Here is a 13,636-nt window from a genome sequence, read left to right as displayed (position 1 = left end):
TTCCCCTCACCCCAACCCTCTCCCACAGGGAGAGGGAGCTGATCCGGTGTTGCTATTGGGTGCGAGGATCAATCTGTGGCATTTTTTTCCTCTGGCTCCAGTCCCTCCGATCTGACGTCAGACGCAGAAGATAATATGTTGCACACACGGTCCCCTCTCCCTGTGGGAGGGGGTTAGGGTGAGGGGGATTGCACCGACTAAAATCCCTCATCACCCTGTAAAAATCATGTCTTACTGTTGTCGTATCTGCCCGGCCATCAACAGCGGCATCAACAGCAGGCCGACGCAGGTGGCCGCCAGTGCCAGCAGGGCAAAAAAGCCATACCAGCCGTAATGCTGTAACACCTGCGCCAGCGGCCAACCGGCCAGCGCGGCCCCCAGGTAGGCGAACAGACCAAGAAACCCGGTCACGGTACCGGCCGCGTCCTTGTGGCAGTGCTCCGTGGCGGCCAGCCCGATCAGCATCTGCGGCCCAAACACAAAAAAGCCGAGGCCGAAAAAGCAGGCTGAAAGCAGCCCGTAATGGTGCAGCGGGGCCAGCCACAGAGCGGTCGTCGTCACAAACAATCCGATGGAGAACAGCAGGATCATCGGTGCTCGCAGGCCGCGAAACAGCAGATCCGATCCCCAACCGGCAAACAGCGCGCCAAACAGCCCACCCAGTTCAAACAGTGACAACGTGGCGTTGGCCTTCATCAGGTTGACGCCGTGGCTCTCCGCCAGCCAGATGTTGCCCCAATCGTTCAGCGCAATACGTATCAGGTACACCAGGATGTAAGACACACCGAGCAACCAGATGGTCGGATTGCGCAATATGGTGTCAAACAACATCCGCCGCATCGGCATCGCGGGGCTTTGCTGCTCTTGCCACAGCTCCAGCGGATCGCGTCGCCAGTGGCCTACGCTGGGTAATCCTTGCTGCTGCGGTTTGCCGCACAGTTGCCAGCACAACCACAGCCCAATCAGCATCCCGATGGCTCCCGGCAGCAACAGCGCAGCTTGCCAACCGTAGTGCGAAGCCATATATCCGGACAGCAATGGCACGGCCGCACCGCCCAGGCTGATCGATGTATTCCAGGTGCCCCACCAGAAGCCACGCTCGTTGCGCGAATACCAACTGGTGAGCATCTTGGCGCAGGGCGGCCAGCCCCAGCCCTGAAAGAAACCGTTTAACGTCCAGACCACCAGCAACGCCGTCAGCGAATGGCAAAAGGCAAACACGATGTTCAGCACGCCGGTGATAAATAGCCCGACGCCCATAAACCAGCGCGCCTGACTGCGATCGCTGACGATGCCGGAGACAAACTTCGAGCCGCCGTAGGCCAGGTAAAACAGCGTACCCAGCAGACCGATATCCCCTTTGTCCAACCCCAGTTCGAGCTGCATCACCGGCATCGCATAGCTGACGCTTTTGCGTGTCAGATAAAATGCGCCGTAGCCGACGATCATCGAAAACATCAGGCGTGGTCGCCAGTAGCGGTAACGTGCGCTGATTTGCTCTGCGGTTAACGTGGCCGATGCCATGAGGTCCTCCAGACAGTGAGAGCAGTGTAGGGTGCTGAAAATAGAATTGGATGAGACAAGGTTTTAGGCACCTAAGACTAAGTCCTAGTCAGACGGGGTTTTTGTTCAGTTTTGTGGGCAGGTTAACAATTATGCGCGTGCCATTACGCCGATGGAGCCGCCAATCGCCCCCCAGTGCGCGCACCCGCTCTTCGATACCGCGCAGGCCAAAACCGCTGGTGGGTTGCAATGGCATGCCCTGGCCGTCGTCACGGACTTCCAGGGTGATCGTTTGGTGGGTTTGCGTCAGGCTTAAATGCACATGACTGGCGCAGGCATGTTTGCTGATGTTATTGAGCAACTCCTGTGCCACGCGGTAGAGGGTAAATACCAGGGTTTCATCATCTGGCGTGGCTGGCAGGCGGTAATCCAGCTGGAAGCTGATCCCCTGTTCGGCAAAGGAAAACTCATCGGCCAGGTGGTGCAGGGCTTTGTCCAGCTCCATCTCTTCCAACACCGGTGGGCGCAGTTGCCGTAGCAGGGTGCGGGTCGTGTGGTGGATGCGTTGTGACAACGAATCAATCTGCTCCGCAGCCAGGCGGGTGGCTGGGGCGGTGGCGCTGCGGTTCACCAACATCGCCTGGATCTGAATGGCGGTAATATTCTGGCCGATTTCATCATGTAACTCGCGTGCGATGGCTTTGCGCACCTCTTCTTCGGTTCCCACCAGCCGCTCCATCAGGTGTCTTTTGGCCGCCAGTTCTTGCTCCAACTGCTGGCGATAGCGCTGCAGCTTTTGCGCCAATTGCTGCTGACGGCTGATGGCAATCCCCAACCCAATCCCCAACAGCGCCTGGGTAGAAAGGAATAACTCCAACTCTTGCAGATCCTGAAACGCGCCACCGGCCTGACGGGTTAGGGTGATCATCACGCTGCCAAACAGCGCCGCCAGTACGCCCCCTTGCCAGCCAAAGCGATAAGCCATAAACACGTTGGGCAGAAAGATAAAGATCAACAGCAGCCGCTCCATCTCCGGGGCGATCGCCAGTTGCACGCAAATCCCCATGGTGAGAAACAGTGAACACCACAGCAGTAGCGAGGTACGTAGCTGTGGTGTTGAGGGGCGCGGAACGGGCATCGACGTCACCAGTTGCTGGCGCAGGTAGGTATAAATCAGATAGACGAAAGGCACCAGCAGCACGCCGCCGGTAAAGCTGGTCAGCAAGGTTTGGCTGATACTGGATGGCAGCCAGAGCCCCGCCAATAACCCACACAGCAGCGCATTGGCAGCGATGGCCGCCAGCAATAGCGATAACCGTTGCCAGTACAGGTGATAGCGATACCACAGCCGCTGAGTGGCCCAGGCTGGTAGCAGGCTTAGCAACGGCAGCAACAGCACCGAGCGATCGCTCAGCAATTGCTGGTCATGCAGCCATAACAGCGTGGCGGCTTCCGCCAGTAACAGCGTGAGCCAGTAACGCCGGGGTAGCAGGATCAGCAGCGCCAGCCGCAGCCCTTGAGGAAACAGCAGCACGGCCTGTTGGCCGTCATGGCTCAGGTGCAGGCTAATGGTCCACAGGGCCAGCCAACTGAGGGCAAAAAACAGCGCCAGAAACAGCGAAAGCGCCAGGCGGCGCACCATTGGCGGCACCGGTTAACTCCCGGCAAGCAGTTGATGTTGCAGTGCGAAATGCACCAGTTCCACGGTAGTATCGCAATGCAGTTTGCCGAGGATATTGGCGCGGTGCACCTGTACGGTCTTATGGCTTAAGGTCAACTGTTGGGCAATGGTTTTAACGCTCAGGCCGTTGACCAGCAGATCGAAGATCTCTCTTTCGCGCGGGGTGAGTACCTGCAATTCTTTCGGTGGCTGCGGAGTATGGCGCAGTGCTCGTAAGGCATCCGCGCACAGGTAAAGCCCGCCGCTGCTGACGGCGCGCACCGCCTGCACCAATTCATGGGGGCCACAGCGTTTGGTGAGATAACCACCGGCCCCGGCATCAATCGCGCTTTGCACGAAGGCATTGGTGTCATAGATGCTGAGAATGATGGCGCGAAAGGTGGGGCGCTGTTGGCGTAAACGCTGGAGCAGGCTGAGGCCGCTTTCATCCGGCATGGCGATGTCCAGCACCGCTACGTCGATCGGATCGCGTAGCAAGTGCGGCCATGCCTGTGCTGCCGAGTCGAACTGACCGACGATACGGATATCCTCTTCCAACGACAGTAACTGGGCAAACCCGGATCGAACCACCACGTGGTCGTCTATCAGCGCAACGTTAATCATAAGCCTGTAACAAAGTGTGAGATTTTCCGCATCATGCGCAGGAAAACTCTGGCTGGCAACTGTTGCGCTGCAAAATGGAAGGGAGTTAACAGATTGGCATTAAAATGGTCTGCCGCATCGACCCAGAGTATCCCTGTAACCAGCACTGTTATTACCCTCCTGACGGCTATTTTTACGTAATTCGCTTCGTTTCTCCCCTCTGGAGCATGACACCCGTCGCAAACCGGGAAGGTTGCAAGTTTGTCCATATAAATAGCATTCAAAGATATGGGGGAAATCGCTATCGAGGCTGTAGAGTCCCTCTACGGGAATGTTGTGCAGATGTAAAATCGGCATCCCGGTAAATCGTCACTAACAATAAAATATAAATAATACCAATGTGTTATCTCGCTATTGGGCTGTTATGCCTCAACCTACATTAGATCCGGGAGTGTTAGATGAAAAAATTGAGTGTGAAAACGTTATTGGCGGCTAGCCTGTTCAGCATGCTGGTGGGCTCGGGCGGTGCATTGGCGCAAGAAGTGGAAGTCGTCAATATCTCGAAAATCGCCGGAATGCCCTGGTTCAACCGCATGGGTGAAGGTGTGGAACGTGCCGGTAAAGACTTGGGGATCAAGGCCTATCAGGTTGGCCCATCCAGTACCGACGCCCCACAACAGGTTAAGATTATTGAAGATTTAATCGCCAAGAAAGTCAGTGCCATCAGTATCGTGCCGAACGATGCCGATGTCTTGGAGCCCGTATTCAAGAAAGCGCGTGACGCCGGTATCGTGGTATTAACCAACGAATCACCAGGACAGCCTAGCGCTAACTGGGATATTGAAATTATCGATAACGCCAAATTTGCCGCCGACAACGTGGAAGAAATGGCAAAAGCGATGGGGGGAAAAGGGGGTTATGTCATTTATGTCGGTAGCCTGACCGTGCCGCAACATAACCTGTGGGCAGATTTGTTTGTTAAATATCAGAAAGAGCATTATCCGGAAATGTTTGAAGTGACCAGCCGTATGCCTGTCGCCGAGAGCATTGATGACTCACGCCGCACTACACTGGATCTGATGAAAGCACATAGCGACCTGAAAGGTATTGTGGCCTTCGGTTCACAAGGCCCAATTGGCGCCGGGCGCGCAGTGAAAGAGAAACGCGCGAAAAATAATGTTCACGTGTTCGGCATGATGATCCCCTCTCAGGCAGCCTCGCTGGTTAAAAGCGGAGATATCGCCATGGGCGTCACGTATGACCCAGGTTCTGCCGGTTATGCACTGACTGCCGTTGCTGACAAAGTGCTTAAAGGTGAGAAGATCGAAACAGGCATGGAGATCCCAGGGGTAGGTAAAGCGGAGGTTGATCAGGATAAACACCTGATTCAGTTCCACAATGTATTGCGAGTTACCAAAGACAACGTGGATTCCCTGTATTAATTCCCCCGCATGACCGCAGAGCCGGATATCTTGTTCGGCTCTGCAATCAATGCCCGCCTGGAGTAAGAGGATGTATGCAGCCATTTATTACCCTGGAAAATATCAGTAAAACCTTTTATGGCGTCAAGGCGCTGAATAAGGTGGCCATGACCCTGTTACCGGGTGAGGTACATTGCCTCGCTGGGCAGAACGGTTGTGGCAAATCAACACTGATCAAGATTATCTCCGGTGTTTACCAACCCGATAGGGATGCCGCCATTATTATTGATGGCAAAACCTATTCTACCCTGACGCCTATTGAGTCTGTCCGCCTGGGGATCCAGGTCATTTATCAGGATTTATCATTATTCCCGAACCTGACCGTGGCTGAGAATATCGCCATGAACCATTATCACCATCAGCTGTGGGTGAATAAACGTCAGATGCGGGAGACAGCCGAACGCGTCATTAACAGCATTGATGCCCACCTTAATCTGGACGAATTGGTTGAGAATTTATCTATCGCCCAGAAACAATTAGTCGCTATCTGCCGTGCGCTTGCGCAAGATGCCCGCCTTATTGTGATGGACGAGCCAACCGCGTCGCTGACCCGGCAAGAAGTTAACGGCTTGCTACGGGTGGTGCATGAACTGAAATCACGTAATATCTGCGTGGTATTTGTGAGTCACCGGTTGAGCGAAGTACTGGAGATTTCAGACCGTATTACCGTGCTGAAAGATGGCCAGTGGGTTGGAACCTACCCCGCTGCTGAAGTGGATAATCAACGGCTGGCCTGGTTGATGACGGATATGAAATTTGATTTTCAGGTGCTACCGCCTTACAGCGCAGCGCGCCCGGTCGTGTTGGCAGTAGAAGCGCTTTCCCGCGGCAACGAATACCAGAATATCTCACTGGCTTTGCATCCTGGCGAAATTGTCGCGCTGGTTGGTTTGCTGGGGTCTGGCCGCACAGAGCTGTGCCTCAGCCTATTTGGTTTAACGAAACCCGAGTCGGGCAGCATTCGTATCAATGATAAGCCAGTGCGGTTCGCCAGTAACCGCGACGCTATTGCCGCCGGTGTGGGCTATGTCTCGGAAGACCGAATGAGCACCGGGCTGATTATGGAGCAATCAATCCGCGACAATATCAGTGCCACGGTATTACACCGGCTTAAAAATGCCTTTCACCTGATGCGGGCCGAGCGAGTCGACACCCTGGTCGAAGACATGGTGAAACACCTGTCGATCAAAATCGGTAATAGCGACTTGCCGGTCAATACGTTATCCGGTGGAAATGCACAGCGCATAGCCATCGCCAAATGGCTGGCAACCGACCCGAAAATACTGATCCTCGACTCGCCGACCGTTGGGGTCGATATCGCCAACAAGGCAGGCATCTATAATATTATCAATGCGTTGGCGGCTCGTGGGATTGCGGTGTTAATGGTTTGTGATGAGATTGATGAAGCTTACTTTAATAGCCACCGTATTATCGTTATGCGGTCTGGGCGGCTTGTGCAGGAGTTCTTGCCAAGTAACAGCAGCGAAGCTGCCATTGCGGAGGTAGTCAATGGCTAATCCCCATGTACTCAATAAATCTGATGTAGGAAAAACAGGCTTATTCAATAAAGAGCATCTGAAACGCCATGAAGTTATGTTGGCTTTTACCATATTGATTATTTCGACTTATCTTGCTTTCACCAGCCCAGAATTTCTGACGCTCGCCAATATTTATGACTTGATAAATAACTACGCCATGCTAACTATTTTGGCGTGTGGTTTTTTTATCGTTTTGATTTCTGGCGGTATTGACATTTCATTCCCGGCAATGACCATTATCTCGCAATATGTCATGGTGACATTCATTGTGAAGTTTGGTGGTAATTTCCCGGTGGCTTTCGCACTGGCGGGAGGCATCGGCTTGTTGCTGGGGGTGATCAATGCGCTATTGGTTAATCGCCTGCGGGTGCCGTCCATCATTATTACCATTTCCACGCTGAATATCTTCTACGGATTGCTGCTGTATCTCAGCCGGGGTGTCTGGCTGTATACCTATCCAGAATGGTTCGAACATGGGCCTATGCTGTTCTCTTTCACCGCCGCTGATGGCTATGACTATGGCCTTTCTCTGCCCATTTTGACCTTGCTGGCGACGATTATCATCACTGCCTTGGTGATGACTCGCACCAGCATTGGCCGGCAAATTTATGCGTTGGGCGGTAATCAGGAAGCGGCATCCCGCATGGGGTTCAGCATTGTTAAGCTGCAACTGTTTGTTTATGGCTATATGGGGTTTTTATCCGGTATTGCCGGTGTGGTGCAGTCCTATACCGTCTTGACGGTGGCACCGGACTCGTTGCTCGGTTATGAACTCACCGTGCTGGCGGCGGTGGTGTTGGGCGGGACCAGTATTGTCGGCGGGCGGGGTACCCTAACCGGTACTCTGCTCGGGGTGATCCTGCTGGCAATATTACAAAATGGTTTGAATTTACTGGGTATTTCGTCGTACTGGCATAGCGTGGTGATCGGTCTGGTGATCGTCATCAGCATCAGTGTGACAGCCTGGGGCCAACGTCATAAGGTAGGGATATAACCATGTCGAAAACAACTCAACGTGATCATACCGAGCGCTGGTTAGTGGCACTGCTGGCGCTGGTGGCGGGCGTGTTCAGTGTGCTGATCCCACAGGTATTCTGGTCTGCGGCCAATTTTCAATCCATCGCCTCACAGATCCCCGTCGCGGGGATATTGACGCTGGCGATGGCGATCACCATGCTGACCGGTGGCATCAACTTATCCATTATTGCCACTGCGAACGCCAGTGCGTTGGTGATGGCCTGGGTGTGTACCCATCTTGAGCCAACGTTCAGTTCATTGATAGTGATGCTGTTGGCGGGAGGGTCGGTTGCCTTGGCGGTGGGGATCATCAATGGGGTGCTTATCTCGGTGGTTCGGGTATCCCCAATTCTGGCGACACTGGGCATCATGACCTTGCTCAAAGGGGTGAACGTGCTGATCTCCAAAGGCTCGGCGATTTCTAACTTTCCGAGCTATGTGCTGGCATTGGATCGCAGCTATTTCCTTGGGGTTCCAGTCCCGCTTTATCTGTTTGCCGTGGTGGCGTTGCTGCTTTGGCTTATGTTGGCCAAAACCCCGCTGGGCCGACAGATATACCTGTCCGGCTCCAACGAAAAAGCCACCTTTTTCTCTGGGATTAATACCCGCCGCACGCTGATTTGGGTCTATGTCATTTCCTCGTTACTGTGTGCCGTCGCGGCGTTGCTGATGATGTCCAAACTCAACTCGGCCAAAGCCTCCTACGGTGAGTCACTATTGCTTATCACTATCCTGGCGACGGTATTAGGCGGGGTAAATCCTGATGGTGGATTTGGCAAGGTGTTCGGCATTGTGCTAGCGCTGTTCCTGTTACAAATGCTGGAGAGCGGGCTAAATATCATGGGAGTCAGTAGCTATATCACCATGGCACTGTGGGGATCGCTACTGCTGGCGTTTATCTTTGTCAAAGGGGCAAAAGTCCCAGCATTGCGTTTCTTAAGGCAGAACAAGCCGTTGCAGTGATAGTGCAAGTTCACCAAACTGGTTCGACAGCCCCAGGAGCAGCCCACTACATCACGGTATGTTGGGCGCTCCTGTTTAGCCATTGCTTGCAGAACGATAGATCCGCTGGGGCCTGCCCACTTTGCCGTAAATAATCTCCGCCACTAATTGATCGTTGGCGCTGAAAAACTCCAGATAACGCCGGGCAGTGGTGCGGCTCAGCCCGATCTGTTGTGCCACGCTTTCCGCCGTATGGCGCACCTGCGGATCTTCGAACAAAGCGCGGATCTTCATCAGCGTCAGCTCATCAATGCCGGTGGGCAACGCGGTCTGATCGCCACCGCGGGCGTAGGTATTGAACATCTCATCGATACGGCGTTGGTTGACCCGCGCGGTGTCTTTCAGCGCTTCGCGCCGTTGGCTAAAGCGTTGCAGGGTTTGCGCCAGGCGGTCATAGGCCAGGGGTTTGATCAGGTAATCGAACACGCCATAGCGCAGCGCTTCGGCCACGGTGTCCATATCGCTGGCGGCGGTGATAAACACAATGCCACCGCCGTAGCCTTGTAGCGTCAGCTCGCGCAGCAGTTCTATGCCCTGACCGTCCGGCAGGAAATTATCCAGCAGGATCAGGTCGGGTTTAAAACGTTCGGTCATCGTACGTGCCTGTGCCAGGGTGCCCGCCAGCCAAATCTGCCGGCACCCGCCATTCTGCTTGATGAATTCCGCATGCATTTCTGCCAACGGCGTTTCATCCTCAACAATCAGAATATTTAGCCATTCCATGTTAATTCCCCGTAGCTTAATTACGCTGCTAATTAAATGTCATCGAGATGGTTATTTAATTAAACACTATGTCGCTAATAAAAACTATAAAAATAATTAAGTAAATAAAAACCATTAAACAACTTATTTACTGCGGGTAGATTGTGAAATAGGTCAATAATCAGAGCGTTATTTGTGTTTAACATGGCGCCATTAAATACCCCGTTCGCGTTATAGACCATTTCAACTTGATGGTTTTTAAGGTTTTTATTACGCCTTGATGTTAACTCTAATGGGATTTTGTATTTCAAATGTTATTGATAAGTTATTTTAGAGAGACTGACATGTTGGGCGATGCCGTATTTAATCGGGTGAAAAGATCGGATCACAAAAATATAGCGGCAATTAATGCTTTTTTGCGAAGTAACGATCTGAATATTGATACCACGGTCGAGGTTTTTATCACCGTGACCCAGGGCGAGCAATTGGTTGCCTGCGGAGGTATCGCCGAAAATATTATCAAATGCGTGGCCATCAGCCCGCAAATGCGCGGTGAAGGCTTGGCGTTATCATTGGCGACCGAACTGGTGAATCTGGCCTATGAGCGCCATCACACCCAGCTGTTTATCTACACCAAAGTGCAGAATGAGGCGCTGTTTCGCCAGTGTGGTTTCTACCCGATTGCCAGCGTGCCGGGCATCGTGGTGCTGATGGAAAACAGCCCGTGCCGCCTGAAGCGTTACGCCGCACAACTGGCCAGCGAGCGCCAGCCGGGCGACACCATTGGCAGCATCGTGATGAATGCCAACCCCTTTACCCGCGGCCATCAATATCTGGTGCGGGAAGCTGCCGCCCGCTGTGACTGGCTGCATCTGTTCCTGGTGAAAGAAAACACCTCGCGCTTCCCGTATGAAGATCGCCGCAATCTGGTACTGAAGGGCACCGAGGGGATCACCAATCTGACGGTGCATGAGGGGTCTCAATACGTGATCTCCCGCGCCACTTTCCCTTGCTACTTCATTAAAGAGCAGGGGGTTGCCGACGACTGTTACACCGAGATCGATCTGAAAATTTTCCGCCAGTATCTGGCCCCCGCGTTGGGCATCACGCATCGATTTGTCGGCAACGAACCGTTCTGCGCCGTCACGGCGAAATACAACCGCGACATGCGCTACTGGCTGGAAACTCCGGCGTTGCCTAGCCCACCGATCGATCTGGTGGAAATTGAGCGCTTGCAGTATCAGGGCACGGCGATCTCTGCCTCCTGGGTGCGCAAGCTGCTGGCTGCGGGAGACTTCCATGCCGCCGCGCCTTTGGTGCCGAAAGACACGCTGTACTACCTGCAGGATCTGCAGGCACAGCGCCGGGCCAAGCCAATACCGCAAGAATTTGAGTCCGCACAATCAGGTGAACAATGAAAATAATCCGAGAAGCAATGGCCGGCACGCTGGAATCCAGCGATGTCATGGTCCGTATCGCGCCAGCAGAAGGCCCGGAACACGATCTGCTGATTGCCAGCAGCGTGGAAAAACAGTTCGGCGATGCCATCCGCCACACCCTGTTGCAGGTTTTGCAGCAGTACGACGTGCCGCCGGTGCAGGTGATCGTCGACGATAAAGGCGCACTGGACTGTGTGCTGCGTGCACGGCTGGAAACCGCGCTGATGCGTGCCAGCGAATCCGCCACGTTGCCTTGGGAGGAACGCCGTGAAAACGCTGAATAAACACCGCATGCGCCGCAGCATGCTATTCGTGCCGGGGGCGAATGCCGCCATGGTCAGCAACGCCTTTATCTATCAGGCCGATGCGCTGATGTTCGATCTGGAAGACTCGGTGATCCTGCGTGAGAAAGACGCGGCCCGTCGCCTGGTGTATCACGCACTGCAACACCCGCTGTATCAGGAAGTAGAAACTATTGTGCGCGTTAACGCCTTGGATTCGGCCTATGGCCTGGCGGATCTGCAAGCGGTGGTGCGTGGCGGAGCGGATATCGTCCGTCTGCCAAAAACCGACACCGCGCAGGACGTGGTGGATATGGAGCGTGAAATCGCCGCCATTGAACGTGCCTGTGGGCGTCCGGTCGGCAGCACTGGCCTGCTGGCGGCGATCGAGTCCGCACAGGGCATCACCAACGCGGTGGCGATTGCGCAGGCTTCCCCAAGGTTGATTGGGATTGCGCTGGGTGCCGAAGACTATGTACGCAATCTGCGTACCGAGCGCTCGCCGGAAGGCATTGAACTGCTGTTTGCCCGTTGCTCACTGTTGCAGGCCGCCCGCGCCGCCGGGATCCAGGCGTTCGATACCGTCTATTCCGATGCCAACAACGAAGCGGGTTTCCTACAGGAAGCGGCGCTGATCAAACAACTCGGCTTTGACGGTAAATCCCTGATTAACCCGCGTCAGATCGAACTGCTGCACAACCTGTATGCCCCAACCGCCAAAGAAGTGGCTCATGCCCAGCGAGTGGTCGATGCGGCAGAAGCGGCAGAAAAAGAGGGGCGTGGCGTGGTTTCGCTGAACGGCAAGATGGTCGATAGCCCGGTGATTGAACGGGCCCGTCTGGTACTGCAACGCGCAGCGCTTTCCGGCGTGCGTGAAGAACCGAACCACAGCGAGGAAGCATGATGAAACGCCAACAACGCCTGATGACCTTGAACAATCACGCCGAGATGCGGCTTTATCAGGAAGCCTCCAAGGCCAACCTGCAGGCGCGTAAACCGCGCGATCTCAAACGCTGCGAGTCGCTGGAAGTGGCGATCCGCCGCAGCGGCCTGCAGGACGGCATGACCATCTCTTTCCACCACGCATTCCGTGGTGGCGATCTGGCCCTCAACCAGGTGATGGATGTGCTGGCGAAGATGGGCTTTCGCAACCTGACGCTGGCCTCCAGTTCATTGACCGATTGCCATGCGCCACTGGTCGGTCATATCCGCAATGGTGTGGTGAGCCGTATTTATACCTCCGGCCTGCGTGGGCCTTTGGCGGACGCCATTTCGCGCGGCTTGTTGAAAGAGCCGGTGCAGGTTCACTCGCACGGTGGCCGGGTCAACCTGGTCGAGTCGGGTGAGTTGCAGATCGACGTAGCCTTCCTCGGGGTACCTACCTGCGATGAGTTCGGCAATGCCAATGGCTACACCGGCGATGCCTGTTGCGGTTCGCTCGGCTATGCCAAGGTGGATGCCGCCGCGGCCCGTAGCGTAGTGCTATTGACCGAAGCGATCGTGCCTTATCCGCATCATCCCGCCAGTCTGGCACAGGATCAGGTCGATCTGATCGTGCAGTTGGAGCGAGTAGGGGATGCGGACAAGATCGGTGCCGATGCCACGCGTATGACCTCCAACCCGCGTGAGCTGCTGATTGCCCGCCGTGCTGCCGAGGTGATCGTTGACTCTGGTTACTTCACCGAAGGCTTTTCCTTACAGACCGGCACCGGCGGCGCTTCGCTGGCCGTAACGCGCTTCCTGGAAGACAAGATGCGTGCCCGTGGCGTCCGCGCCGGTTTTGCGCTGGGCGGCATCACTTCCACCATGGTGGATCTGCATGAGAAAGGCCTGATCGGCAAACTGCTGGACGTGCAGAGCTTTGACCGCGCGGCGGCCATGTCATTGGCTCGCAACCCAAACCATATCGAGATCAGCGCCAATCAGTACGCCAACTTCAGCTCCAAGGGCGCGTCGGTTGATCGCCTGGACGTAGTGGTGCTGAGTGCGTTGGAAATTGACACCGGCTTTAACGTCAACGTGCTGACCGGGTCCGACGGGGTGATCCGTGGCGCTTCAGGTGGCCACTGTGATACCGCAGCGGCGGCGCGGTTGGCAATTATTGTCGCGCCGTTGGTGCGTGGTCGTATTCCTACGCTGGTTGAGCAGGTGACTACCTGCGTGACGCCGGGTTCCAGCATCGACATTCTGGTGACCGACCACGGTATTGCCGTTAACCCGGCCCGCCCAGAGTTGGCGCAGAGGTTACGCGATGCTGGTCTGCAGGTGGTCACCATCGAATGGCTACGTGAGCGTGCGCTGGTACTGACCGGCGAACCAAAACCGATCGCCTTTACCGATAACGTGGTGGCCGTGGTGCGCTATCGCGACGGTTCGGTGATTGACGTCGTACATCAGGTCGCGGAGTAAC

12 protein-coding genes are annotated in these 13,636 nt (G+C 54.9%); 8 read left to right on the top strand and 4 right to left on the bottom strand.

What is annotated here, in order from left to right; translation table 11 throughout:
- Nucleotides 1-231: 231 nt before the first annotated feature.
- The 3 genes from uhpC to JHD74_RS05380 form a co-directional block, all read right to left on the bottom strand.
- Nucleotides 232-1,524, bottom strand: a complete 1,293-nt coding sequence (gene uhpC / locus JHD74_RS05390; RefSeq protein WP_024528124.1) for an MFS transporter family glucose-6-phosphate receptor UhpC — start codon at nucleotides 1,522-1,524, stop codon at nucleotides 232-234.
- Between the two features lie 88 nt (nucleotides 1,525-1,612).
- Nucleotides 1,613-3,145, bottom strand: coding sequence for an MASE1 domain-containing protein (locus JHD74_RS05385; protein ID WP_199061976.1), 1,533 nt, complete (start codon nucleotides 3,143-3,145; stop codon nucleotides 1,613-1,615).
- 12 nt (nucleotides 3,146-3,157) lie between these two features.
- Complete coding sequence (locus JHD74_RS05380; RefSeq protein ID WP_199061960.1) at nucleotides 3,158-3,787, bottom strand: response regulator transcription factor; 630 nt, start codon at nucleotides 3,785-3,787, stop codon at nucleotides 3,158-3,160.
- A 485-nt stretch (nucleotides 3,788-4,272) separates the two neighbouring features.
- On the opposite strand from JHD74_RS05380, the gene JHD74_RS05375 reads away from it, so the two are divergent.
- The 4 genes from JHD74_RS05375 (at nucleotide 4,273) to JHD74_RS05360 (ending at nucleotide 8,765) form a co-directional block, all read left to right on the top strand.
- On the top strand, nucleotides 4,273-5,208 hold the full coding sequence (locus JHD74_RS05375) for an autoinducer 2 ABC transporter substrate-binding protein (protein ID WP_226906712.1): 936 nt from the start codon (nucleotides 4,273-4,275) through the stop codon (nucleotides 5,206-5,208).
- Between the two features lie 74 nt (nucleotides 5,209-5,282).
- A complete protein-coding gene (locus JHD74_RS05370; RefSeq protein WP_074031941.1) occupies nucleotides 5,283-6,764 on the top strand; it encodes a sugar ABC transporter ATP-binding protein in 1,482 nt (493 codons plus the stop codon).
- Nucleotides 6,765-6,840: 76 nt separating this feature from the next.
- Nucleotides 6,841-7,779 (top strand): ABC transporter permease, encoded by a 939-nt coding sequence (locus JHD74_RS05365; RefSeq protein WP_233169450.1) that lies wholly within the window; start codon nucleotides 6,841-6,843, stop codon nucleotides 7,777-7,779.
- A gap of 2 nt (nucleotides 7,780-7,781) precedes the next feature.
- Nucleotides 7,782-8,765, top strand: coding sequence for an ABC transporter permease (locus tag JHD74_RS05360; protein WP_199061956.1), 984 nt, complete (start codon nucleotides 7,782-7,784; stop codon nucleotides 8,763-8,765).
- Nucleotides 8,766-8,840: 75 nt separating this feature from the next.
- Here the strand turns inward: JHD74_RS05360 and dpiA are convergent, their stop codons facing one another.
- The gene (dpiA, locus tag JHD74_RS05355; protein WP_024528132.1) at nucleotides 8,841-9,527 is read right to left on the bottom strand and encodes a two-component response regulator DpiA; all 687 of its coding nucleotides are present in this window, start codon (nucleotides 9,525-9,527) and stop codon (nucleotides 8,841-8,843) included.
- A 323-nt stretch (nucleotides 9,528-9,850) separates the two neighbouring features.
- On the opposite strand from dpiA, the gene citC reads away from it, so the two are divergent.
- From citC to citF, 4 genes are read left to right on the top strand one after another with little or no spacing between them, the layout of a single operon-like run.
- A complete protein-coding gene (citC, locus tag JHD74_RS05350; protein ID WP_065683284.1) occupies nucleotides 9,851-10,924 on the top strand; it encodes a [citrate (pro-3S)-lyase] ligase in 1,074 nt (357 codons plus the stop codon).
- The gene (citD, locus tag JHD74_RS05345) at nucleotides 10,921-11,229 is read left to right on the top strand and encodes a citrate lyase acyl carrier protein (RefSeq protein ID WP_024528134.1); all 309 of its coding nucleotides are present in this window, start codon (nucleotides 10,921-10,923) and stop codon (nucleotides 11,227-11,229) included. Before citC ends, citD begins: the two co-directional genes overlap by 4 nt.
- 7 nt (nucleotides 11,230-11,236) lie before the next feature.
- Entirely contained in the window at nucleotides 11,237-12,130 is an 894-nt protein-coding gene (citE, locus tag JHD74_RS05340; protein ID WP_115650749.1) for a citrate (pro-3S)-lyase subunit beta, read from the top strand.
- Nucleotides 12,130-13,635, top strand: a complete 1,506-nt coding sequence (citF, locus tag JHD74_RS05335; RefSeq protein WP_074031944.1) for a citrate lyase subunit alpha — start codon at nucleotides 12,130-12,132, stop codon at nucleotides 13,633-13,635. Before citE ends, citF begins: the two co-directional genes overlap by 1 nt.
- Nucleotide 13,636 lies beyond the last annotated feature (1 nt).

Source organism: Serratia sp. ASV30, from assembly GCF_016428815.1.
GTDB classification, from domain to species: Bacteria; Pseudomonadota; Gammaproteobacteria; order Enterobacterales; family Enterobacteriaceae; genus Chania; species Chania fonticola_C.
This window is presented reverse-complemented; position numbering and strand designations above follow the sequence as displayed.